At 49.0% G+C, this 22,966-nt stretch carries 21 protein-coding genes; 14 read left to right on the forward strand and 7 right to left on the reverse strand.

Going from position 1 to position 22,966, the window contains the following annotated elements; all coding sequences use genetic code 11:
• Nucleotides 1-41: 41 nt before the first annotated feature.
• A complete protein-coding gene (locus tag ACO6UY_RS18145; protein WP_422444612.1) occupies nt 42-290 on the reverse strand; it encodes a hypothetical protein in 249 nt (82 codons plus the stop codon).
• Nucleotides 291-727: 437 nt separating this feature from the next.
• Here ACO6UY_RS18145 and truC point away from each other — a divergent pair, with 437 nt between their 5' ends.
• The 3 genes from truC (at nt 728) to ACO6UY_RS18160 (ending at nt 3,254) form a co-directional block, all read left to right on the forward strand.
• The gene (gene truC, locus ACO6UY_RS18150; protein WP_422444614.1) at nt 728-1,480 is read left to right on the forward strand and encodes a tRNA pseudouridine(65) synthase TruC; all 753 of its coding nucleotides are present in this window, start codon (nt 728-730) and stop codon (nt 1,478-1,480) included.
• Between the two features lie 30 nt (nt 1,481-1,510).
• Nucleotides 1,511-1,945, forward strand: a complete 435-nt coding sequence (locus tag ACO6UY_RS18155; protein ID WP_422444616.1) for a hypothetical protein — start codon at nt 1,511-1,513, stop codon at nt 1,943-1,945.
• Nucleotides 1,946-2,204: 259 nt separating this feature from the next.
• The gene (locus ACO6UY_RS18160) at nt 2,205-3,254 is read left to right on the forward strand and encodes a Fic family protein (RefSeq protein WP_422444618.1); all 1,050 of its coding nucleotides are present in this window, start codon (nt 2,205-2,207) and stop codon (nt 3,252-3,254) included.
• 85 nt (nt 3,255-3,339) lie between these two features.
• Here the strand turns inward: ACO6UY_RS18160 and ACO6UY_RS18165 are convergent, their stop codons facing one another.
• Both ACO6UY_RS18165 and ACO6UY_RS18170 read right to left on the reverse strand, forming a co-directional pair.
• Nucleotides 3,340-4,242: an ankyrin repeat domain-containing protein gene (locus ACO6UY_RS18165; RefSeq protein WP_422444620.1), complete on the reverse strand. Its 903-nt coding sequence runs from the start codon at nt 4,240-4,242 to the stop codon at nt 3,340-3,342.
• Nucleotides 4,243-4,396: 154 nt separating this feature from the next.
• Nucleotides 4,397-4,930 (reverse strand): cytochrome b, encoded by a 534-nt coding sequence (locus tag ACO6UY_RS18170; RefSeq protein ID WP_101749222.1) that lies wholly within the window; start codon nt 4,928-4,930, stop codon nt 4,397-4,399.
• Nucleotides 4,931-5,126: 196 nt separating this feature from the next.
• Here ACO6UY_RS18170 and ACO6UY_RS18175 point away from each other — a divergent pair, with 196 nt between their 5' ends.
• Nucleotides 5,127-6,260, forward strand: coding sequence for a phosphatase PAP2 family protein (locus ACO6UY_RS18175; protein WP_422444622.1), 1,134 nt, complete (start codon nt 5,127-5,129; stop codon nt 6,258-6,260).
• A gap of 144 nt (nt 6,261-6,404) precedes the next feature.
• Here ACO6UY_RS18175 and can read toward each other — a convergent pair whose 3' ends face one another.
• Complete coding sequence (can, locus tag ACO6UY_RS18180) at nt 6,405-7,079, reverse strand: carbonate dehydratase (protein ID WP_101749220.1); 675 nt, start codon at nt 7,077-7,079, stop codon at nt 6,405-6,407.
• Between the two features lie 382 nt (nt 7,080-7,461).
• Between can and ACO6UY_RS18185 the strand changes: the two genes are divergently transcribed.
• The 4 genes from ACO6UY_RS18185 to ACO6UY_RS18200 all read left to right on the forward strand — a co-directional run bounded on the left by ACO6UY_RS18185 (nt 7,462) and on the right by ACO6UY_RS18200 (nt 13,831).
• Nucleotides 7,462-8,871, forward strand: a complete 1,410-nt coding sequence (locus ACO6UY_RS18185; RefSeq protein ID WP_422490820.1) for a CmpA/NrtA family ABC transporter substrate-binding protein — start codon at nt 7,462-7,464, stop codon at nt 8,869-8,871.
• A gap of 41 nt (nt 8,872-8,912) precedes the next feature.
• A complete protein-coding gene (locus ACO6UY_RS18190) occupies nt 8,913-9,929 on the forward strand; it encodes an ABC transporter permease (protein WP_422490822.1) in 1,017 nt (338 codons plus the stop codon).
• Nucleotides 9,930-9,945: 16 nt separating this feature from the next.
• The gene (locus tag ACO6UY_RS18195) at nt 9,946-10,794 is read left to right on the forward strand and encodes an ABC transporter ATP-binding protein (protein ID WP_422467896.1); all 849 of its coding nucleotides are present in this window, start codon (nt 9,946-9,948) and stop codon (nt 10,792-10,794) included.
• A 208-nt stretch (nt 10,795-11,002) separates the two neighbouring features.
• Nucleotides 11,003-13,831, forward strand: a complete 2,829-nt coding sequence (locus ACO6UY_RS18200; protein ID WP_422490823.1) for a putative Ig domain-containing protein — start codon at nt 11,003-11,005, stop codon at nt 13,829-13,831.
• 106 nt (nt 13,832-13,937) lie between these two features.
• Here ACO6UY_RS18200 and ACO6UY_RS18205 read toward each other — a convergent pair whose 3' ends face one another.
• From ACO6UY_RS18205 to ACO6UY_RS18215, 3 genes are all read right to left on the reverse strand, one after another.
• Nucleotides 13,938-14,570 carry a hypothetical protein gene (locus tag ACO6UY_RS18205; RefSeq protein WP_422490824.1) on the reverse strand — a complete coding sequence of 211 codons (633 nt, stop codon included), beginning with the start codon at nt 14,568-14,570 and terminating at the stop codon, nt 13,938-13,940.
• A gap of 349 nt (nt 14,571-14,919) precedes the next feature.
• The gene (pyrF, locus tag ACO6UY_RS18210) at nt 14,920-15,747 is read right to left on the reverse strand and encodes an orotidine-5'-phosphate decarboxylase (RefSeq protein ID WP_422444636.1); all 828 of its coding nucleotides are present in this window, start codon (nt 15,745-15,747) and stop codon (nt 14,920-14,922) included.
• 256 nt (nt 15,748-16,003) lie between these two features.
• Nucleotides 16,004-16,603, reverse strand: a complete 600-nt coding sequence (locus tag ACO6UY_RS18215) for a glutathione S-transferase family protein (protein WP_422444638.1) — start codon at nt 16,601-16,603, stop codon at nt 16,004-16,006.
• 215 nt (nt 16,604-16,818) lie between these two features.
• Between ACO6UY_RS18215 and ACO6UY_RS18220 the strand changes: the two genes are divergently transcribed.
• The 6 genes from ACO6UY_RS18220 to ACO6UY_RS18245 form a co-directional block, all read left to right on the forward strand.
• Complete coding sequence (locus tag ACO6UY_RS18220; RefSeq protein ID WP_206679410.1) at nt 16,819-17,088, forward strand: hypothetical protein; 270 nt, start codon at nt 16,819-16,821, stop codon at nt 17,086-17,088.
• A 366-nt stretch (nt 17,089-17,454) separates the two neighbouring features.
• The gene (locus tag ACO6UY_RS18225; RefSeq protein WP_422444640.1) at nt 17,455-18,024 is read left to right on the forward strand and encodes a hypothetical protein; all 570 of its coding nucleotides are present in this window, start codon (nt 17,455-17,457) and stop codon (nt 18,022-18,024) included.
• Between the two features lie 88 nt (nt 18,025-18,112).
• A complete protein-coding gene (locus ACO6UY_RS18230) occupies nt 18,113-18,574 on the forward strand; it encodes a nucleoside deaminase (protein WP_422444642.1) in 462 nt (153 codons plus the stop codon).
• A 306-nt stretch (nt 18,575-18,880) separates the two neighbouring features.
• Nucleotides 18,881-20,644: a type I secretion system permease/ATPase gene (locus ACO6UY_RS18235; protein WP_422444644.1), complete on the forward strand. Its 1,764-nt coding sequence runs from the start codon at nt 18,881-18,883 to the stop codon at nt 20,642-20,644.
• 1 nt (nt 20,645) lies between these two features.
• On the forward strand, nt 20,646-21,971 hold the full coding sequence (locus tag ACO6UY_RS18240) for an HlyD family type I secretion periplasmic adaptor subunit (protein WP_422444646.1): 1,326 nt from the start codon (nt 20,646-20,648) through the stop codon (nt 21,969-21,971).
• Between the two features lie 70 nt (nt 21,972-22,041).
• A partial coding sequence (locus tag ACO6UY_RS18245) for an Ig-like domain-containing protein (protein WP_422490825.1) occupies nt 22,042-22,966 on the forward strand: 925 nt, incomplete at its 3' end.

Raw genomic sequence — 22,966 nt, forward strand, 5'->3', positions numbered from 1 at the left:
TGTGATCAGGAATTAACCACAACCATACAGTCAAAGGAAAATTAATTTTCTCTTCTTTCAGCAAGCTCTTCCATTCTGGCCTGTAGCTCTTCCTGCTTTGTAGGAACCGTAATAGCGTCCAGTGCTTCTCTGGTACTCATCGCATTCACCATATTCATAACAGGCATTGATACCGGTTTTTCCATGCCATGTCTTTCCATGGCCTGAGCAGCATAGTCCCGATCCGCTGAAGCATTGGCGCTGAAAAGAATGACAGAAGAAGATACGATGGCAGATAGTGTCTTTTTCATGGTTGTTCTCCGTTGATAGTAAGCAGACGACCTATTCCCAGCCCCTGTTAAGTAGCTAACCATATGAAATCAAATATTTCTGACTCCTTGTTCAGGCACTCCCGGCAACTGCTCCTGCGTTGCTCTAGCTCCTGCATCCATGCAGTCGTGCTTCGTTACAACTCCGGTCACATAGCTACGGCTATGCTTCCTCCGTTGTGCCTCGCATAGCACCTGCCCAAGTAGCCAGAAATATTTGATTCCATATGGCCAGTTACTTATTAAGAGGTTAAGCAATAGTGAAGATGTATAGCGACCAAAGAGCAGAAAAGTGAAAGAGTGTCGGGATAGTTAATGACAATAAGCGGCAAATAATCGTTTTTTTTTAACTGTCACTTTTCCAGCACTGTTCTGATTTATCCGTTATTCTTGTGGACTTTTTTTGTTGGACAAAAGGCATGATCGAAGCGCCTGCGGAACAACTTGATATTATCTATCAGGATCAATGGCTGGTGGCTATCAACAAACCCTCCGGCTTGCTGGTGCACCGCTCCATGATTGATCGTCATGAAACCCGCTTTGCCATTCAGCTATTGAGGGATCAGATCGGTCAACCTGTGTTTCCCCTTCACCGGCTGGATAAACCAACGTCTGGAGTGCTTGTGTTTGCCCTGTCGTCCGAAGTTGCCAAACGGGCAGGTGAGCAGTTTCAGGAAGGCCGGATCAGTAAAATCTATCATGCCATTGTCAGGGGCTATGTGCCCCAGTCCGGTGTGATTGACCACCCGTTGAAGGAAAAACTGGATAATATAGCCGATCGCAAGGCACGTCAGGATAAACCTGCCCAGGAAGCGGTCACCGAATATCATCGGCTGGCGACGGTTGAGCTGCCAATAGCCATTGATCGATACCCATGCAGCCGCTATTCGCTGGTGGAGGCAAAGCCCAAAACCGGTCGCAAGCACCAGATTCGTCGGCATATGAAGCATATTGCCCATCCTGTTATTGGTGATGCAAAACACGGCAAGGGAAACCATAATCGGTATTTTGCCGAGAACTTTGCTGCGAACCGATTACTGTTGCACTGTTCTGTCATGGCAATGAACCACCCGGTTACCGGTAAGCCCATCGCTTTTTATGCGCCGATGGATAGTGTTTTTGATCAACTTTTGCAGCGATTTGGCTGGACAATGCCAAATCCCACGGTATAAATGCCCTTTTTGTCGGATTGAGGTATACCAATGAAAAACATCATGTCTGGAATGCTGGTGTCGCTGGCAATTTTTCTGGCTGGTTGTGCATCCACCCAGGAGTCACAGCAGGCTAATGCAGAAAAGCCGGAAGCCGTCGTAACCCGTCAGTTTACCGGTTCCACCATGACCCCGGATCCCGTTATGCAGCAGGTGATGGCGTTGAGCCAGGCAGGTGTCCTGAAGGATGTTCGCATGACCCGCTCTATTCCTGCCCAGATCACCGCAACCGGACCTGAGAATGTTCTGGCCTGTATCGCTACGGAAGGGAGCCGCTGGCTGGAAGAGCACCAGGAGTGTGAGTTCATGGCAGAAGAAACCTGCACACAGCTGGGCGGTGAATTCAACCCTTGCGCATCATCCTGTCGAAATGATCCGGACGCCATGGTGTGCAATTTGATGTGTGTTCAAGTCTGTAAGTTTTAATCCATCGATCTCGCAAAGTCATCTGGTTGGTTTTGCGAGCGACCTTTCTCTTTCCTTAAATTTCCCCTTGAAGTGTTTGTCTGACCTCCATCCTGCTGATGGATAGGTGTTTTTACGAGTTTGATTAAATATTATCCAATAAATATCCTATTTATGAGTTTTTCTTAAATTTCTGAATTTAATGGGTAATAATTAAAGCTGCGGTTTGTTTCTCAGCATTGTACCCGATAAATACCTATTATATTTTTAGTCGTATTGTATGAAAACACTGCAGCATTTATCCGGTTATGTCTTCAGCAGTTATCAGCTGGGTCTGTTCAGGCAACTGGGAGAGTTCAGAGGCCGCCAGCTGGTCTCTATTCGTCAGCAGCCGGAGGTTCTGGATACGCTCCGTCAGGTTGCGGTACTGGAGTCTGTGGAATACAGCAGCCGGTTGGATGGCATTGTCGCTTCCAGAGAGCTGGTTCGTAAGCTGGTGCACCGGGAATACCGTCCGACTGTACCGGTTGAGAGGCAGGTTGCCGGCTACCGCGATGGCCTGGAGATGGTGGTTGAGCCGGGCGAACACATGACCCTGTCGGTTAGCCTTATCCGCCAGCTGCATGCCATGTTATATGCCCATGTGCCCCACGAAGGCGGACGCTGGCGGGTTACCAATAAAGAGATTGTTGAGCGGGACAGCAAGGGGCAGAGAATCGGTGTTCTATATCGAACCATGCCCGCCAGGGCCATTGCCGGGGCCATGGAAGAGCTGGTTGCCTATTACCATGAAGGGCTTCAGCACCAGGTTGAGCCGCTGTTACTGATACCAACGGTTGTCCTGGATTTTCTCTGTATTCATCCTTTCAGCGATGGCAATGCCCGTATCGCCTGGTTGATCATGGCGATGATGCTGGCGCTTAACGGTTATCAGGTGGCCCAGCTGATGAGCCTGGAGCGGGTTCTGGTAAAGCATGAACAGGCCTATAAAAGGGCGTTACAGCTGAGTGTAAAAGGCTGGCATGAAGGGCAGCACAATCCGATGCCATGGATCGATTTTTTCCTGAATACCCTGATTCGGGCTTACGATGAACTGGAAGATAAAATTCATACTCTGCAGTGGCAGGGCAGTCGTGCGCCCAAATCGCAGCTGGTAAAGATGGCCATTGAGCAGACCAGTCATGCTTTTTCCATTGCGGATATCTGCCTGCAAATCCCCACGGTCAGTCGGGAACTGGTCAAAAAGGTGGTTCAGCAGATGCGCGTTGAAGGCTTGCTGGAACCAGTAGGCAGAGGGCGTGGTGCCCAGTGGCAAAAGTGTAATCCCTGACCGGGCAGCGCGAAAACGGCGAATCAGTAAAGAAGTCATCTCTTATAAGCGAGGTGGCTTCTATGCCTGTTCCTGATCTGAACGTCTAAAGCTCCTCTTTTTCAAACACAAAGATGCCGTCCTGCAAGTAAACCCGTCCTCCATCATATCGAGCAGCATGCCAGTCTATTATTGAGCCGTAGTTGGTTTGCAGGTATTGATAAAGTGCAACATTATTTTGGTCAGCAAGGTAATGAATGAGCGTTTTTCCGGAACATTTGTCCTGATGATTGGGATTTGCACCACATTTAATCAGTAAATCAACAACCGGGAACTGATCTTCCTTGACAGGGTTATGTTGGCTTACAAAAAAAAGAAGGCTATTTAACCCCCCATTGCATGTTTCTGCATTGAGAACGGCGGGCAGGCTGCTCCGTTCGATACGTTGAAGTATTAGTTTAAGCGTTTCTATCGTCCCGTACTGGCAAGCAAAATGAATGGCTGTTCTACCACTTCCCTCATGTATTAAGACAGAGGCACCATTTTCAAGTAAAAAACTGATCATCTGAAGGTCATTATTACAGATCGCAACATGTAACGGTGTTTGTCCTAAATGATTTTGTTGATTTAAATCACTGTTAAAAAGTTGGGGTAAGGCATTTTTCCATAATTGAGCCACTGGCAGTTTTTCATGCACCGCTGCCATGTGTAAAAGAGCATCCCCATCTTTATCAGGATATTCCCTAATTAAGGTCAGTAGCTGTAACTGAGTGTTTGCAGGTAATTTAGGTGGGCATTCAGCGGGATATAAAGCTCTTTGGGGTAAAGTACGCTGGTGAGATTCATTCCTCTCGACTTGATGGCAGGATGTCGTAATTTTTGCCAGTCGCTCTTCCAGACCTGCACCACTATTGGCAGCACTGCCTGCACCACTATTGGCAGCACTGGCAGGGGGATATGTCTTTTCGTAAGAGGGAGCAGATGAGAGCGGTTTTGCATTGGTATCCAAAATATCCTCCTCAATTTTAGACACGTTAAAACCGTTTAGACCAATACCAGAGTCGATAGTTTCAGAAGGTGTGATTATAAGTAGTTAACCAAATGAAATCGTATTTTCTGTTTTCCCGGATCAGCACCTTAACCGGAGCTGACCCGGGGAGCTTTTAAAGCATCCGATGCAGAACATCATGCTCAGGCTTATCGAAGTAACGATGTTTAATGGTGGCCAGAATGTGCAGTACCACAATGCCCAACAGAACATAGGGAATAATGACGTGGATATCGTGGAGTCGGCCCGCCAGCTCAGGATTCTTTTCTAGGAAGCTGGGCATGACCAGGTTGAACAGCGGCACCTTACGACCGGCAGCGTCAGACATCAGGTAGCCACTCACCGGTACCAGGAACATAAAGAGGTAGAGGAGCCAGTGCACCAGTGTTCCCAGTTTTTTCTGATAAGTCGGCATGCTGTCCGGTAGTTTTGGAATCTTGCTGGCCCAGCGAATCACCAGACGGGCGAACAACAGGAAGATCACCAGAACACCGAAGGATTTATGTAAGTGGTAAATGTCGTATTTATAGCTGACGTTGTCTTCCAGGCCGACCATATACCAGCCAGCACCAATGATGCCCAAAATAAGAAGACCGACAGTCCAGTGCATCAGGCGCATGAGTACGGGGTATTTATCAGAGTTGCTCATCGGTTTGCCCTGCTTTTTTTAGTTAATGGATATCATAATTTATTATAGTGTTTTGGTGCTATATGAATTCATAGAGGTTGTCTCAAAGCGTAACCGTTGCTGAAAAATCCTGGTTGAGTCTTTTCGCTTCAGGCAAGGAACTTTGTGATGGCAATCCGAGACTAACGAGTAGGCAGATAAAGTTAGATCTTTGCTTATGAATATTGTCTCAACAACACCATTGCAAGCGTGTCGTGACGTTTCAGAAAACGCTTTTGACCAGTCCATCGATAAGCCTGATGATGCCAAACAGTTCAGAGGATTTGGTGCTGTCCTCAGATCCGGGGTCACGTCTATATTGCAACGGGCCGGGGCGGATGACCAACTCTGGCTCCGACAGGCACAGGAAGGGGGCAATCGCCTCATGACTCGCCTGATGTCTGCGGTACCTGTTGTTTATTCCTTACTGATCATCAATAGCCTGCCCACTGCTAACGGGTGTGAATGGGGGCCTTCAGGTTCACGAAATGGAACACTGTCGGCGAATCCTCACCTGGGTTTTCCTGAGCCGGAAGTGGAGTGGGCCGATGGGGCAAGTGATGTTGTATTGTATGGTGGCTGTGCGACGCTGCTTGCCAGCCACATTGCCAGATTCGTAGCGCGGCTGTATTCCGGTAAACAGTCAAGTGAGCAGGTGCCGGAACCGGGTCGTATGGAAAATAATTTCAAGGAGCTGGCGAAAAAAATGTTCCGTACAGAGGCCAGTGAAGTGGTGAAATCCCTGGTCTTGGTGGCAAGTGTCGCCGGTATTGTTGATTATATGAAAATGAAAATTGATAGAGAACGTCCCTATGTCCTGAATCCTGACTATATCCATGGAAATCTGTGTATGGATCCGGATGATTTCAAGGCCATGCCCTCGGGGCATGCGTCAGTTTCGGCTATTGCCTGGTCGCAGGTTGTCCTTAACATTATAGATACTGCGGCGATGTCTTCCCCCGCCTTCAAGCGCTTGCTGTCAAAAATGGCAGTCTTCTCAAACCAGCCGCTTTCTTCACCGGCCGGGAAGCGACTTATTGCCTTTGCGGGTGCCATGGGTTTTGGAGCCCTGGCTGGGGCACTAAGGGTTCTGGCGGCCAAACATGATGTTATTGATGTGTCCGTCGGCGCGGGTATAGGCATCATTGCCGCTGCTTGCTCCCCATATATTCGCAGTGGGGTTTTTAACCATGGCGCTGTAGTGGATAAAAATACCGGATATTACTATGACGATGACGTGTATAGTCGAGCTGTTGAAGCAGAGGGGCCGATGCAGGATAGGGATAATCAAGAGGCAGAGGCGATGATGTGATGGGATTGATAATACAATCATCATGTAGGACAAAAGGCTGGCAAATTTCAGGAGCCAGCAAATTATATGACTCGATGAAAGCGGATCACAATGCATCTTGCGACCCGCCCCCGTCTACTGCCAACAGATGTTAAGAGCAGGCAATCACCCTTCCAGCTTACTGGCGATGCTCTCAATCGCTGCCGGGTACTGCACATCGATGTCTTCATTGGAACCAACGCTCAGACCGAGATCCCTGACCAGGCCATCTTTCAAACCATAAACCCAGCTGTTTACGGTCAGTTTCTGGCCGCGATCCCAGGCATCCTGAACGATGGTTGTCTGACAGACGTTCAGCACCTGCTCCAGAACGTTCAGTTCACACATTCTCTGAAACTGCTCATCATCACTGCCAGCGTTCTCAAGCAGCTCAGTGTGCTTCTTCTTAACGTCCTGCACATGCCTGAGCCAGTTATCGATCAGCCCCAGTTTGGAGTTGTTCATGGCTTCGCGCACACCGCCACAGCCGTAATGCCCCGTCACAATAATGTGCTCTACCTTCAGGTAGTCCACAGCATATTGGAGGACTGACAGACAGTTCAGGTCGGTATGAACCACCACATTGGCCACGTTTCGGTGCACAAACAGTTCGCCCGGAAGGAGGCCGACGATTTCGTTGGCAGGGACCCGACTGTCGGCACACCCGATCCAGAGATACTTGGGTGCCTGCTGCTCAGAGAGTTGTTCAAAAAAGCCGGGCTTTTCTTCACGAATGGACTTGGACCATTGGTTATTGTTTTCAAGGAGGTTTGCCAGACTGGACATAGTTTCCTGATCCATATTTCGGTTCCATAACTGGAAAACGTTATAGCAACTCCGCTCTGGCAAAACCAGTATTCAAATGTAAGAGGTTTGTAACCGGGGCATGCGGTGGCGATGTTCCAGATTAGTGCAAGCTCTGGGGGGCAGCGGATGTAGCTGCACCGTTGTTGCTATCTCTGAAGTTTTCTTACGGGCTTAAACAGGCAGGGTATTTGTCCGCCAGAATAAACTAACACTAGTAAATTCAGCTGGTTATCAGGTTTTCTGGTATTTGGCATGTTTTCTGCTCAACCACCGGCAGTCGATCTCTGTGCGTTGACTGATACCGGAAAAGAGTGATGCCTGATTACGGTGATCACAGTTCAAGGCAGAGAGATCAGTTATACAGGGGAGGGGAATAATGAAGTGGTTCAAGCCTTTTAAGAAGGCATCGGTTAGGTTAGGTAAGGTTGCTGCCATCAGTGCCGTCATGGGGGTGAGTGCTTTCACCGGGCAAGCCAGCGCCAAGGCAGACTTTGAGCTTGGCTATCCGGAAAAGGAAGAGCTGACCATTGGCTTTATCAAGCTGACCGATATGGCACCCATTGCCATTGCTTACGAGAAGGGCTTTTTTGAAGATGAAGGGCTCTACGTCACCATCGAAGCCCAGGCAAACTGGAAGGTGCTGCTTGATGGCGTGATTGACGGGCGTCTGGATGGTGCCCATATGCTGGCTGGACAGCCTCTGGCGGCCACCATGGGCTTCGGTACCAAGGCCAATATCATTACGCCATTCTCGATGGACCTGAATGGTAACGGGATTACGGTGTCCAATGAGATCTGGGCCCAGATGAAACCCAATATCCCCAAAATGGCCGATGGCCGACCCCAGCACCCGATCAAGGCGGATGCCCTGAAACCGGTGGTTGAGAAATTCCAGTCTGAAGGCAAGCCGTTTAATATGGGGATGGTTTTTCCCGTCTCTACCCACAATTATGAACTTCGTTACTGGCTGGCCGCCGGTGGTATTCACCCCGGATTTTATGCGCCCCATAAAGGGGATACCTCTGGCCAGATCGATGCCGATGCCCTGCTCTCCGTCACACCACCACCACAGATGCCATCCACCATGGAGGCTGGCACTATCTATGGTTACTGTGTCGGCGAACCCTGGAATCAGCAGGCGGTCTTCAAGAATATCGGCGTGCCAGTGGTGACCGATTATGAGATCTGGAAAAACAACCCAGAGAAGGTGTTCGGGATTACCGAGGAGTTTTATAACAAATACCCCAATACCACCATACGCCTGACACGGGCCCTGATCCGTGCAGCCCAGTGGCTGGATGCCAACGATAATGCCAACCGGCCTGAGGCGGTGAAAATCCTGTCACAATCCAACTATGTTGGCGCTGATTATGAAGTCATTGCCAACAGTATGACCGGTACCTTTGAGTACGAGAAAGGCGACAAACGACCAGTAGAAGATTTCAATGTGTTCTTCCGCTACAACGCCACTTACCCCTATTACTCCGATGCGATCTGGTATCTCACCCAAATGCGCCGCTGGGGGCAGATTGCAGAAGACAAGAGCGATGAGTGGTACAAAGAGCTGGCTGCCAAAGTCTATCGCCCGGATATCTATGAAAAAGCGGCACTGTCGCTGGTGGATGAAGCACTGGTTAAGTTGCAGGACTTTCCGGACTTCGAGTCAGAAGATGGCTTCCGTGATCCACAGACACACTTTATCGACAACCTGGTCTATAACGGCAAAAAGCCAAACGACTACATCAACCAGTTCAACATCGGTCTGAAGCAGGGTGACAGGATTTGATCCTGTTACCTTTTTTTAAGGGAAGTGAGGGAGAGTGGATTATGACGGATGCCTCGGTTGTCAGTCAGTCAGTCAATGAGAGCAAGTCATCACCGTTGTCTTTTCTTGCCGGGCTGGGCATTACGGTGAATCCCGGTAAAGTGTTCAGCACGGTACTGATGCCCATCATTGGCATCGTCGTCTTTCTGCTGATCTGGTCTGGCGCTGCGCAGAATATTGATACCTCGCTGGGCAAATTTCCCGGGCCAGTGGCGGTGTGGGAGCAGTTTGGCTCCCTCTACCAGGAGCATGTCACCGAACGGGAAAAGGCAGAAGCCTTCTATCAGCGGCAGGAAAAACGCAATGCTGCCCGTGTCGCCAAAGACCCTGACTATGTGCCAAAAATCCGGGCCTATACTGGCAAGGAAACCTTTCTTGATCAGATCGTTACCAGCCTGGTCACCGTAATGAGTGGTTTTCTGCTGGCAGCCCTGGTTGCCATCCCCCTGGGTATCGCCATCGGTCTTAATAAAACCCTGAATGCGGCAGTGAACCCGATCATTCAGATATTCAAACCGGTTTCCCCCCTGGCCTGGCTGCCGTTGGTGACCATGGTTGTCAGTGCACTCTACATCAGCCCTGATCCTCTGGTAGCCAAGTCTTTTTTAAATTCGATGATCACCGTGATGCTCTGCTGTCTGTGGCCCATGGTGATTAACACGTCGGTGGGTGTCTCTTCCCTGGACCGTAACTTGATAAACGTCAGTCGTGTATTGCGATTGCCTGCCCTGAAACACGTTCAGAAAATTGTACTGCCCGCATCGGTACCGATGATTTTTACCGGTATGCGACTCTCCCTCGGAGTTGCCTGGATGGTGCTGATTGCGGCAGAAATGCTGGCTCAAAACCCCGGGCTGGGCAAATTTGTCTGGGATGAGTTTCAAAATGGCAGCTCAAATTCGCTGGCACGCATTATGGTTGCCGTGATCGTCATTGGTGTGATTGGCTTTGGCCTTGATCGTGCCATGCTGGCCATCCAGCGTTTTGCCTCCTGGGATAAAAGCAAAGCCACTCATTAATAAAGGGAACCTGCACATGAGCACACTGCTGGATATCAGTCATATCGATATGGTGTTTGATACACCGAAAGGCCCTTTTACCGCACTCAAAGGGGTTGACCTGAAAATCGCCAAAGGGGAGTTTGTCTCACTGATTGGCCATTCAGGCTGCGGTAAATCAACGGTATTGAATATTGTCGCAGGACTTCTGCAGGCCAGCAGTGGTGGTGTGATTTTAAATGGCCGGGAGGTGTCCGAGCCCGGCCCGGACCGGGCGGTGGTTTTTCAGAACCACTCACTCCTGCCATGGCTAACGGCTTACCAAAATGTTGAACTGGCGGTGAAACAGGTGTTTGGTCGTACAAAAACCAGGGCAGAGATCAAAGAGTGGATTGAGCATAACCTTCAGCTTGTGCATATGGATCATGCCATGCATAAGCGTCCGGATGAGATCAGTGGCGGCATGAAACAACGGGTGGGTATTGCCAGGGCACTGGCCATGCAGCCGGAAATCCTGTTGATGGACGAACCCTTTGGTGCCCTGGATGCCCTGACCCGAGCCCACATGCAGGACTCTCTGATGGAAATCCAGCAGGAGCTGAATAACACCGTCATCATGATCACCCATGACGTAGACGAAGCGGTTCTGTTATCCGACCGTATTGTGATGATGAGCAATGGCCCCGCTGCAACGGTGGGCGAGATTCTCGAGATCAACCTGGAAAGACCCCGGGGCCGGTTGGAGCTGGCACAGGATCCGGAATATACACGACTGCGTTCCGAAGTATTGAAATTCCTGTATGAGAAGCAAAGAAAGGTTGAACCCATGGTTAAACCCAGGGTCAGAAAAAAAGTGCAGGAAAGCAGGCAGCATGAAGCTGCTTAGGAATAGTCTTGAATCATTTCCACATTTTGGAGCCACCAAACTCCGTTCGTCCTGAAGTAGATTGAATGATTCAGAACCATTCAATAAATACTTTATTATCACTGCCGGGCTTGTGAAAGTTACAGAACACGCTTGACGACATTCGTCATTTAAAAAGAGAATGTAGTGGCAAATAAATAATAACGAAATAACCATTAGGATAACGGACTTGTTAACAATAAAAAGGAATTTTGCTGCGCTGGCCACGGCAGTGGCGTCGGCCCTGGTATTAACCGGTTGTGGTGGGGGCGACAGCTCTTCAGGCGCAGGATCCGGCAGTACATTCAGTATTACCGCGATGGATGGGTATTTGAAAAATGCCGATGTGTGGGTAGATGCTAATAACGACCTTGATGATGGTTGTGAACTGGATCTGGGATTAGAAACCGGTGATGGCGGTCTGGTGAATATTCCCATCGAGTATCAGGACAATACGATTTGTATTAAAACCATAGTCGGTAAAACGATTGATGAAGACCAGGGCCCTGTTGAACGTCCTCTCGAATTAAAAGCACCTGCCGGTGAGACCGTTGTCAGCCCGTTGACCAATCTGGTGGTAGAGCAGCTGGAACAGGATGATTCTTTAACGGTAGATGAAGCTAAAAATAAAGTAATTGAAGAGCTTGTTGGTTTAACTGGCGTCACCGCTGATGATGTATTTGGGGATTTTGTTGCAGCAAAGAAGAGCGGCGATGATAAAGGGAAGGCGATTAATATTATTGCTGAGATTCTGTATGAGGAAGATGCCAAAGATTCCGACCTGACATTAACGGAGAAGCTGGCGATTGTTAAAGAGGTGTCGGAAGATGCGCAGGACGCCATCGACTCTACCGATATTGACGATTTCAAACCGGTTATTTCAGTTGCTAATGATGGTAGGGTGACTTCAACGCCAAACAGTCTTCCAACCGTAACCGGGAATGCGAGCAGCGCAGCCCAGAATATTAATCTGGGTGATGCATTCTCTTTATCAGTAGCCAACTGGTTCGAAGATGGTGATAACGATGCCTTGACATACGAATTGGAGATCGATTCGGAGTCAGATTCTACCCTGGTAATTGACGCAAACTCTGGCTCTATTACTGGAACACCGCCTGCCGCAGGCACTTACAAAATCTATGTTTATGCCCGGGATGCCAAAGGCGTTCGCTCCTATCCTGCCGTTTTTGACCTGAACGTTATCGCACCCAATACGCCGCCCATGGTAGATGATGATGTAAAAAATTCTATCCAGGCTGTGATCAACGACCTTGGGCTGCAACAAGGTATCGAGGTTAATCAAACTGTCTCTATTGTCGGGCTTTTTACCGATGATGACGGCGATGAATTGACCATTACTGTCAATGAGAATATCGCCGGACTGGAAATTGACTACGACAATAACCAGCTGGTCTTCAGCGGCACCCCTACAGTCAACACTGTAAATAACCCATTGTCCTTTGTGGTTAATGCTGGTGATGGCGCACATGCTGATACTATTGCAGCCGAGTTCAATTTGACCATTCTAGAAGGTATAGGCTCACACCCGCTGGAAGACACAGTCTGGTACCAGATTGAGCGAGGTTCCGATGATGGTGATGGCGATATTACAAACGACTACACTCGTGTATGGTGTGACACGTTGCAGTTTGCCGGTGGCATTGCCTACCTGAATACTCGCACCGCTGCCAATCGCACGACGTGTACGGATACGCCAACAACCTCAGCCGGGAGTTACTCTGTCGTATCTGACAAGATGATAAAGATAACCTGGTCTGATAATTCAACAGCTGAGCTTTCATTGCTCGATGACAGTTTTGCATCCACTGATTCCTCCGATAACGGTACGTTGGTACAGTACTTTGAAACTGGTGAAGGAACCGAAGCACTGACCTGGTTTAAGAGCAAGGCCAATGCAGAAGCCAGAATCCAGCTGACCAGCGCCATGCCGGAAGAAAATGGTGATTTCCAGTACTACCGGAAAAATGGTAACAGCTATGAATTAGGCGAGGTTTCCGTGACTCTGGGCTTGCCTGGGTCTGATGATGGGGATCTTGATATTGATCTGTATTTTGATGGCCTGCCTACCAGCGGCACCTGTGAAACCCGGGTCAAAAACCTGTTCAGAAGCTTTGAGATTGTACGAAGTGACTTCGCTGATCCGTTGAGTGTTGACACGGAATACTTTGTTGAGGATGCAGACAGCTGTATCGTCGATTTTGATATTTTAGGCTCAACCCAAGAAGACCAGATTCTTGGCGTAATTGCCTATGCCAATGATACCCTCGAAGCGGAGATGAGCAGTCTGTACTTCAACATCCAGCAGAACTATCTGCCAGAAGTAACGGCCAGTGACCTGAACAGCTTTTTGCTCGGCAGCTCTGCCAGTGACTACCGCTTTATAGCGAGTCTGAACGAAGTGGAGTTTGGTGACGAAGGTGTTCTTGAGGCTTCTCTCTATCAGGGCCAAGCCTGCCAGAAGGCTGATAACGGACCTGATGTTTGCTTTCCATACTCTGTGGATGGTGACCGGCTGACTACTAATGATAATGATGGAGCAGAAACCGATCAGTTCCTTTATGTCTCTCAAGAGAATGCCTTTGCTGTTCCCATTGATTCGGGTGATCTGATTGCCTGGTCAAAAGCTGATTTCACCAATGCAGGCTGGACCACGGCGCAGCTGACCGGTAAAACCTGGTATTACGTTGACGATGACAGTACCACCGATGACGCTGATCCAATGATCGTTGAATTTGCTTTTGGTAATACAACGGTGGTGATGGACGGTGATACTGACAATGCCATGGACTGGAGCATTAGCGGCGGGGTGCTGACCATTGACTTCCCGGTTGGTGACTCTGATCTGATCTTAGACCGTCTGGCTGCAACCGGTGACGTGGTTATTGCCACCAATACCGCCGTCAGCAACAAACCCGTGATTATGACCGAGAAGGAAAACCTGGCCACCGGCATTTATCTGCAATGGCAGGAGCGCATCCGGGAGGCATCACAAGAATAACCAGGTAGTTTTCCATCCCTGACCCGGTTCCTGCGTAAAGCGTGGTAACCGGGTCTTTTACATCTGACTTGAAGAAATAAAAACAAGTCACAGATTTATATCCTGATCACTCACCCTCCGGCCTGACACCCAATTGCACAAGGTATCCATGAAGATCATCAATCACGTTTTGTAACTCTTGCTTCACCTTTTCAGGCGTTTTGGCAGATGGTTCTGTTGGCTGCTGTGTGGTCGCTGATGCTGTGGGGTTTTGGCCAATGCTCTTGAGCTCTTGCTCCCATGGCGCACAAGAGCGATCACTATAATGACGAAGGTCTTGCATGCTCTGACTTTCGGCACTGACTTTTGCCGGTTGACAGTGTTGATTTGATAAGTGAGGGGAACTATACGGCCTGGGTTGAAATGTCTGGATCTGTTGTTCTGATATTTTCCCTTCAAAAAATAATGTTTTGTCTTTGACTCTTTCCACTGAATCTTCCGCTGCAGGATGTGTTGTCGATGGTTTCTGACGGACTGAAACTTCCGGATCTGAATGCCGGGAGGCTCGCAAAGACGCTAAAGATTTTGATGGATCATGATCTCCCCTGGTCTGACCATCCGGGAGCATTTTTTCCGGCTCTTCTCTTCGCAAACTCCTGTTTAATGCTTGTACTTCCGATTGGTTTTCTGTTGACGGTCGGTGATCAGGAAAAGTGGTTGAGTGGTCAACAGAGAAGGGTGTTGGTGACGATCGGTCCATGGAACAACCTTGTTAGGCAAATTTAAAGAAGTTACCCATGAAAGAGACATCAATCTGATCGTGGTGTTCATGCCGACGTGAGAATAATTTTGCTAAATTACCGATGGCTATTAACGACTCTAGTACATGGTTTCAATGTAATTGATGGGTTCCTTCGATCAATGACTCCCAAGCTCCGTTCGTCCTGAGCGGAGTCGAAGGGCGTAAACACCGTGCCTTGAATAAAGACTGTGCCAATCACCCTTCGTCCGTGCATCCTGAGCCGAGCCGAAGGGCGCTCAGGGTGAACGGAGATTGTACACATCAAACTTATTGAAATGATGTACCAGTCAATAGTCGCAGACTGGGACTATCTATAACGGTTTACCTGATCCCGTAATTCCATCGCTGCGTTCCTTGCGGCTTCAGCAAAGTCATCGCCACCACTGGCATAAATAATGCCACGGGATGAGTTCACAATAATTCCCTGGCCTTTGCTGTTCAGGCCATTTTTAACGGTTGCTTCCACATCGCCACCCTGAGCGCCAAGGCCCGGCACCAGGAACGTCATATCTCCGGTAATGTCCCGAATACGCTTTAGCTCCGTTGGGTTTGTGGCACCAACAACCAGCAGGATATTGTTATGCTTATTCCACTGCTCCTGACACATCCGGGCAATCACTTCATACAGCATGGCCGACTCACCATTGGCCTGGCGGACCGACAGGTTCTGAATAGCAGCAGCGCCGGGGTTTGAGGTGCGGCACAGAACTACCGTTCCCTTATCTGCATAGCCTGAGAATGGCTCTATGGTATCAATCCCCATATAGGGGTTTACGGTCACCGCATCGGCCTGATAACGCTCAAAGGCTTCAATGGCGTACTGGCTGGCAGTGCTGCCAATATCACCACGCTTGGAGTCGAGAATGACCGGGATAGCCGGATATTGAGTACGAATGTAATCAATGGTCATGGCCAGCTGATCTTCAGCACCATGGGCATGATAATAGGCCGCCTGGGGCTTATAACAGCAGACCAGGTCGGCGGTTGCATCAATGATGGCTTTATTGAATGCAAAGATGGACTTATCCATCGCCTGAATAGCGGCAGGAAAGCGCTCGGGTGAAGGGTCAAGGCCAACGCACAACAGTGTGTTGTTGTTCTCCATGGCAGCCTGAACCCGATCAAGAAACCCCATTGTTAACCTCAGCGTTAGGTAAAAAGTGCTGAGCGGGGAGTCTAGCAGTATCCGTTATCTTTATACATGCTTTGGTGGGGCTTAACCCGGATATTTCATAAACGTGCTCCCAATCTCGCTTGTCCTTTGCCGCTCTAAGGGAGTTTTGCTCAGTCGACCGTACTCCGCGGTACGGCGCTCCCTCACAAAATCCCTTAGAGCGACAAAGTCCGGCGCGAGATTCGGGGCAGTTTATGAAATATCCGGGTTAAAGCCATTACCCCATTTTCACATGCTTTGGATGTTCCCTGACCCGTTTAAGCCAGGCCATGATAAAAGGAAAATCGGTCAGACCATACCCGCCCTCCGGTGCAATATGCGTGTAGCCATACAGGCTGATATCAGCGATGGTCATCTGGTCACCAACCAGCCAGTCATGATGCTCCAGGTGCGTCTCCATTACCTGTAGTGCCTTGTAGCCACTGGCTTTCTTGGCCTGCAGAGCAGCCTCATGCTTTTTGGGTCTGCCAAGGAATTTCACGATAAACCTGGCCGTTGCAATATAAGGCTCGTGACTGTATTGCTCAAAAAACTGCCACTGGAGAACTTTTGCCCTGAGGAAAGGGTCTGAAGGGAGATAGTCAGTGCCGTCAGCCAGATAGTTCAGAATGGCATTGGACTCCCACAGGTAATTCCCGTCGGGTAATGCCATGACCGGAATCTTGCCATTGGGGTTCATGGCCAGAAACTCATCGGTATGCGTTCCGCCACCCAGAATATTGGTGTGCTCCCACTCACAGTCAATATCCAGGTGGCTCATCAGCAGCTTGATCTTGTAGCAGTTGCCGGACTGGGCATCTCCGTAAACTTTGTACACAGGCTTCCTCCTGTTTGCCAAAATTTTGTCCGATATTGGTACTCTTTATTCAAAGACGGTGCAAGTCTATTTTGTGGAAGAAGAATGGGTGCGACAAGCTTCCCTTTTGCTACATAGACAGTAAATGACATTGTTCATTTTCTATCTACAGTGAGCATTCAAATGCCACTCTCGATAGAATGCAGGCTTTCTATAAAATTCCAGGGTATATGGTAATGATCGATAGTGACGATTTGATGAGTGGTGAGGCCATCATCGAAATAGTTGAAAACCAGCTGGCAGAAAATAACCCACCAAGGGTAAAAGAGACCCTGATGAGGCTGATGCTGGAAGGTGTTGAGCGGGAAGAAGCCATTCAGTACATCGCCTGCGCCCTGTGTGTTGAGCTGCTGGATGTGGTTAATCATCAGACGGCGTTCAATGAACAGCGGTATAACACGAACCTGGATGCTCTGCCGGAAATGCCATGGGCTGAGGATCTTTAAGTAGTAGGGCAGTCTATTCTCGGTCAGCCTCCCGCAGAATTCTAACACCGCACGACTGCATGGATGCAGGAGCGAGCGCAGGAGCCGTTGCCGGGAGTGACTGATCATCTGGTCAGAAAATATGTTTTATTTGGTTAACTATTTAAGTGGGCCGCTACCCTGCCAACGGATTTAATGAAAGGAAAAGGGATCAGGATATAAATTGAACTATCAGTTAATTTGCTTGTCCAAAATTCAGCAAACTTAATTTTATTATTAAATTTGAATACGGCATTAAAAAAATTAAAAGCCAAAAAAGCCTCTAACTTCATAGAATTATATCAGAGAGAGTAACGAAAAGGAGTTTATCAATGGACACAGCTATTAATGTTGCTCAATCCAAAGATAGTGTTGATTTCGGCAATACAACCGCCAGATCATAAAAAGGAAAGAGCAGCCTCATTAGCTGGTCGCGATGTTTCTGTTCATGAAGAAAGTCGGCCCCAGCGCCAGAACCCCGTTGGTCCTGAAGAGCAATCCAGTCTTGCAAACTTTGAGATTCAAACGCATGATCCTCCAAAAACACCCGTCAATTCGGACCAGGACACCAGGGTGGCTAATCTGGAGGAACCATTTAACCCTCCTGTATCTCTGACATTCGAAGGCTCTATTAACTATTCTGTTGTCGGACGTCTGAATTTTAAAAAATTAATGCTCGTCGTCATCGATATTCACACAACCAAAGGAGCTTCTCATATTGGTTTTCATCCTGGAATGTCTTTAGACGGTACAGCGAACGCCAAGGTTGAAGTGTTAGAGGGAAACGAGAAAACGATCATTACGTTTATAGATGATTATGGATGTGAGTCGGCAAAACTCCATATTGGTAATGATTATTGGAAACATTATTCTCTTCCCGATCTGATTGATCAGTATAAAACCTACAAACTCATGTGAACAGGCATGAATGCATGAAAATTAACCTGCACGACATTTTTATACAGTCTACACTGCTGGTGCCGCTGTTAAACATGAGTCATGTTGTATGAATGAGTATTCATCCTTGCTGTTACACAGCATAGAACTGGCAAGGCAAAGTGCTGATCATGGCCAGCTGCCATTTTCAGCACTGCTTGCTCAGGAAGGACGTGTCGTCATAGAAGCGGGAAACACGTCCATTGCCGATAATGATGTAACCCGGCATTCAGTGATGAATCTGATTTCCAGGGCTCACCAGATACTCTCTCAGCATGAACTGGAACAGTGCACACTGTTCACAAATTCTGAGCCCTGCGCCATGTGTTCTGGCGCTATTTACTGGGCAGGCATCTCTAAAGTTGTATTTGGTTGCAGTGGCAAAACACTCCAGCAACTATCAGGACAGTCTATTGATATAGATTGCCATGAGATTTTTAAAGGCTGCCACCCGGCCATCAATGTTGTTGGCCCGATTGAAGAAGAGCGAGCCTCCGAACTGATCATGGAGTTCTGGCCGCACCCGTCATAAAAGTATTACTGCCTGTCTTTTGCTTATCATCCATAAGTTTTTATTATTCCTTCCGCCACAAAAAAACTCTGCTGATCTCAATCGGCTGACTTTTCCGGGTTAAGTGAGTTCGGGTGGTAATAATACTTATAAAATGGTAAAAATGTGCACGAATTCACATTTTTTACGGATTGGCTAAGGTTGCTTTGATCCACTGATGATGCCAAAACCGGATTTTTTCGTGCAACGGATAATTTGCCGTGCCCAGAGCCGTAGATTACCCGTCATCCAGCAGTAGCCACGTTTCAACTAACGACAAGAATTAAAGTGCATACAACCAACAAAGAAACCACTTATAACAATAAGCAGGCTTCTCTCTACCCATGGTTCTGGCATGCCCTTGCACCTTATTGGCGTGTCTACAGAGATGTGCTGCTGGCCAGTTTGCTGGTCAATCTCTTTGCCCTGGTATCCCCTCTGTTTGTCATGAATGTATACGACAGGGTTGTTCCTAACCAGGCATTTGAAACCCTGTGGATGCTGGCAACCGGCGTTGTCCTTGCGTTCTTTTTTGAGGGCGTTATTCGACTGATCCGATCCCGCTATATTGACCTGGCTGGACGACAGGTTGATCTCACCCTGTCTTCCCGCCTGATGGATCGCCTGTTAGGGCTGAAGCTATCCAGTCGCCCCGGCAGTGCGGGTAATCTTATGAATCAGCTGGCCGAGTTTGACAGCGTTCGCTCTTTTATTACCTCGACAACGGTCATGGCGTTCATCGATTTGCCGTTTGTTGTGCTGTTTCTTGGGCTGGTGGTCTGGCTGGGCGGCTGGCTGGTCATTATTCCGGTTGTTTGCATTGGTATTGCCCTGACTGTGGCCTGGCTGCTGAACAGGCCTCTTCAGTCCGTGATTGCCCGGCAGCAGGGGGCCTCAGCCCAGCGGCAGAACTTTTTAATGGAGCTGTTACTCGGGCTGATTTCGGTGAAGAGCTGTAATGTTGAAAGCCAGAATCAGAAGCAGTGGAGCCAAATGAACCGCGAGGTTGCCGATGCCTCGCTTAAAATACGTCATCTGCAGACCATTACCGGCCAGGTCACCACATTAATGCTTCAGCTGAACACCGTTGCACTGGTTATATCCGGTGTTTATCTCATCAGTGTGGGTGATCTTTCCATGGGCGGGTTAATCGCCATCATGATGATTTCCGGTCGTTGTGCTGCCCCTGTCTCACAGGTGATTGGTTTATTGAACCAGTATGAAAAAACAGTGCAGGCGCTGGATCATACCGGGCAGATCATGAACCTTCCCCAGGAGTATCCAGAGGAGCGCAAACTGCTCCGGCCTGATAGGTTTCAGGGGCATTTTTATATCAATAATATGTCGTTTGCTTACCCGAATGCTCCTGACCTGCTGAGTGATATAAATCTGCAGATTCCGGCGGGAACCAGGCTGGCCGTTCTCGGGCGGATGGGTTCTGGAAAAAGCACTTTCCTGCAACTGCTGATGGGGCTCCGGGAGCCTGGCAAAGGGTTGATTGGTGTCGATGGTATGGATCTTCGTCAGATTGATCCGAACTGGTTCCGTCGTCACGTAGGCTATGTTGGGCAACGCACCGAACTGTTTAACGCCTCATTACGTGACAACATCACTATGCACCGTGAAGGGATCAGCGACAGCGATATTGTGCGAGCACTGGAGCAGTCCGGTTTGCAGGACATAATCCAGGCAGGCAGTACAGGCCTGGATTTTATGGTGGGTGAGGGCGGACGGCATCTGTCCGGTGGTCAGGCTCAGGCTGTTGGCCTGGCACGGGCTCTGGTGACAAACCCGCTGGCCATTATTATGGATGAACCTTCCAGTGCCATGGACTCACAGGCGGAGGCGCGTTTTCGCCAGCTACTTCTGGAACTGAAAGAGACCACCGTCATACTGGTGACACACAAAATGAATCTGCTGGATGCGATGGACCATATTGTGGTGCTTGATCAGGGAAAAATCAGTGTCAGTGGCAGTACTAATGATGTGTTAAGGGGGGCGAACAAGGCTCAACACTCTGCACCGAAGACCGCAGAGGAGGTTGTGATTTGAAATGAGTGACCTCGCCAACCATCAAGGCTCTGACTGGCATGCTGCCAGCGAGGCGGAAATCAATAAAATCACCAGGGGAAGCCGTCCACTGATCATGACAGTTGCCCTCTGTCTTCTGACTTTTATCCTCTGGGCAGGCTGGTGTGAGCTGGATGAAATTACCCGTGGAGAAGGAAAAGTGATTCCTTCCAGCCAGGTGCAGAATGTCCAGAATATGGAAGGTGGTATTGTTGATGATATTCTGGTTTCTGAAGGCGAACTGGTGGAACAGGGGCAGGTGCTGATGGTGATGGACGACACCCGGTTTACCTCCACCCGCCAGGGCCAGCTGGCCAACCGTCATGCATTGATGGCCAGAAGGGCTCGTTTGCTGGCAGAAGTGGAAGGCGGAGAGCCGGTCATGCCTGAGTTGCTGACAGCAAACGTGCCGGTGCTTGCCGACCGGGAGAAGGAACTCTTTCATCATCGCCAGCTGGAACTGGCCAGTAGTATTGGTGTTTATCAACAACAGCTGACCCAGCAGAAGAAACAGACACTTGAGACAAAAGCGCAGCGAGAGATGCTGGCTCGCCGCTTTGCGTTGCTGGATGAAGAACTCCAGCTTGCCCGTGACCTGTCTGCAGAAGGCGCAGTGTCCAGAGTCGAAGTGCTCCGCCTTGAACGACAGGTCAGTGATACCCGGGGTGAAAAAATCATTGCCGAGAAAAATCTGGAGCGGATCGCTGCACAACAGGAAGAGACACAACAACGAATTAATGAGGCACGGCTGAACTTCGTCAATAAAGCGCGAGTAGAGTTAAACGAAACCCTTGCCCAATTGCATGAACTAACCGCAAAAGAAACCGCCGTCAGTGACCAGGTTGAACGTACCCGGGTCAAGGCACCAATGAAAGGCGTGGTAAAGCAGATTCTTGTCAACACCGAAGGCGGTGTTGTCCAGCCGGGTATGGTGATGATGGAACTCATCCCCGTAGACGACACTCTTGAGGTTGAAGCCAGAATCCGGCCACAGGATATTGCATTTCTGCACCCGGGCCAGAAAGCCACGGTTCGCTTTACCGCCTATGACTTTACTATCCACGGCGGTCTTGATGGAGAACTGACGCATATCAGTGCCGACACCATCACGGATGAACAGGGCGAAAGCTTTTATCTGGCCAGAATCAAAACCGACAAGAGCCACCTGGGCAATGAAGGTGATAACAGCCGCCCCGTTATCGTCGGAATGGTCGCCTCAGTAGATATTTTAACCGGCAAGAAAACACTCCTTGAGTACCTGTTAAAGCCGGTGTTGAGAGCCAGACAGCTGGCCTTCAGTGAACGATAAACATTTTGATCTGAAAATTACAACTGACACAGGGCCGGAGTTGCCCGGGAACAATAACAAGGAGCCAGTCGTGGACACTATTCAGGAAGCTACTGCCAGCAAATCTGCCGGATCCATTCACTTTGCCATTGGCAAGGTCGAGGCCATTACCCCTGACGGAACTCGTCGTGTACTTCAGGCTGGTGATGTCGTCTACCCAAACGAAACAGTCATAACCGGAGCCGACGGTTTTATTCATATCGACCTGTTTGATGGCCAGGTACTTGAACTGAGCAATAATGATGAGTTCAGTTTTACCGCCTTCTATCAGAATTTCCTGCCAGACGATGCAGAAATAGAAATAGAAGCGGAACAGTTTGAACTTCCGCCAGTCCCGGATGCTCCTCTACCCGCAACAGGCCAGCCGGATAGTCAGGTTAATTCAGGTTTTGGCAGCCAGACTATTCTCGATCTCAGCGGTATTCAGGTGGAACCGGAGGCGGGTTTTGATACTTCCGGGGTTCAGAGGGGGACTGAGGACAGTGAAAGCTTTGTTGCTGATGAACTATTAGACATTGATGAAAATGACGCCCCAATAATTACGAGTAATGGCGGCGGCGATAAAGCTGTAATCGAAGTTCTGGAAAATAGTAATACAGTGACCAAAGTTACAGCGATAGATGTCGATCAAAGCGGTCGTGATCTTATTTTCAGTATTTCAGGAGGGGCAGATTCTAGTTCTTTTGAGATTGAAGCTGATGGCACTCTCAGTTTCATAACAGAGCCAGACTTTGAAAGTGGTAAAATAAGCTATGAGGTTGAAGTTCAAGTTAGTGATGGATTCAGGGTCGATACTCAAGCCCTGACTGTAAATGTCGCACCGCAGAATGACAACTCCCCAAAGGCGGAGAATGACCGTTACCGCCTGGAAGAGGGTGGTGAGCTCAGTGGCCGCAACATCATCCGTGACAACGACACAGACAGTGACCTGCCAGCCGACACCCTGACCATCGCGA

Source organism: Endozoicomonas sp. ALE010 (genome assembly GCF_049310165.1).
Taxonomy (GTDB): domain Bacteria; phylum Pseudomonadota; class Gammaproteobacteria; order Pseudomonadales; family Endozoicomonadaceae; genus Endozoicomonas.

Coding starts and splice junctions, on each gene's coding strand:
- can (WP_101749220.1), bottom strand. CDS start 7,079: ATGGATCAGGAAACTATGTCCAGTCTGGCAAACCTCCTTGAAAACAAT.
- ACO6UY_RS18220 (WP_206679410.1), top strand. CDS start 16,819: ATGATCGATAGTGACGATTTGATGAGTGGTGAGGCCATCATCGAAATA.
- ACO6UY_RS18225 (WP_422444640.1), top strand. CDS start 17,455: ATGTTGCTCAATCCAAAGATAGTGTTGATTTCGGCAATACAACCGCCA.
- ACO6UY_RS18190 (WP_422490822.1), top strand. CDS start 8,913: ATGACGGATGCCTCGGTTGTCAGTCAGTCAGTCAATGAGAGCAAGTCA.
- ACO6UY_RS18175 (WP_422444622.1), top strand. CDS start 5,127: ATGAATATTGTCTCAACAACACCATTGCAAGCGTGTCGTGACGTTTCA.
- ACO6UY_RS18195 (WP_422467896.1), top strand. CDS start 9,946: ATGAGCACACTGCTGGATATCAGTCATATCGATATGGTGTTTGATACA.
- pyrF (WP_422444636.1), bottom strand. CDS start 15,747: ATGGGGTTTCTTGATCGGGTTCAGGCTGCCATGGAGAACAACAACACA.
- ACO6UY_RS18185 (WP_422490820.1), top strand. CDS start 7,462: ATGAAGTGGTTCAAGCCTTTTAAGAAGGCATCGGTTAGGTTAGGTAAG.
- ACO6UY_RS18205 (WP_422490824.1), bottom strand. CDS start 14,570: ATGGACCGATCGTCACCAACACCCTTCTCTGTTGACCACTCAACCACT.
- ACO6UY_RS18160 (WP_422444618.1), top strand. CDS start 2,205: ATGAAAACACTGCAGCATTTATCCGGTTATGTCTTCAGCAGTTATCAG.
- ACO6UY_RS18145 (WP_422444612.1), bottom strand. CDS start 290: ATGAAAAAGACACTATCTGCCATCGTATCTTCTTCTGTCATTCTTTTC.
- truC (WP_422444614.1), top strand. CDS start 728: ATGATCGAAGCGCCTGCGGAACAACTTGATATTATCTATCAGGATCAA.
- ACO6UY_RS18240 (WP_422444646.1), top strand. CDS start 20,646: ATGAGTGACCTCGCCAACCATCAAGGCTCTGACTGGCATGCTGCCAGC.
- ACO6UY_RS18170 (WP_101749222.1), bottom strand. CDS start 4,930: ATGAGCAACTCTGATAAATACCCCGTACTCATGCGCCTGATGCACTGG.
- ACO6UY_RS18230 (WP_422444642.1), top strand. CDS start 18,113: ATGAATGAGTATTCATCCTTGCTGTTACACAGCATAGAACTGGCAAGG.
- ACO6UY_RS18155 (WP_422444616.1), top strand. CDS start 1,511: ATGAAAAACATCATGTCTGGAATGCTGGTGTCGCTGGCAATTTTTCTG.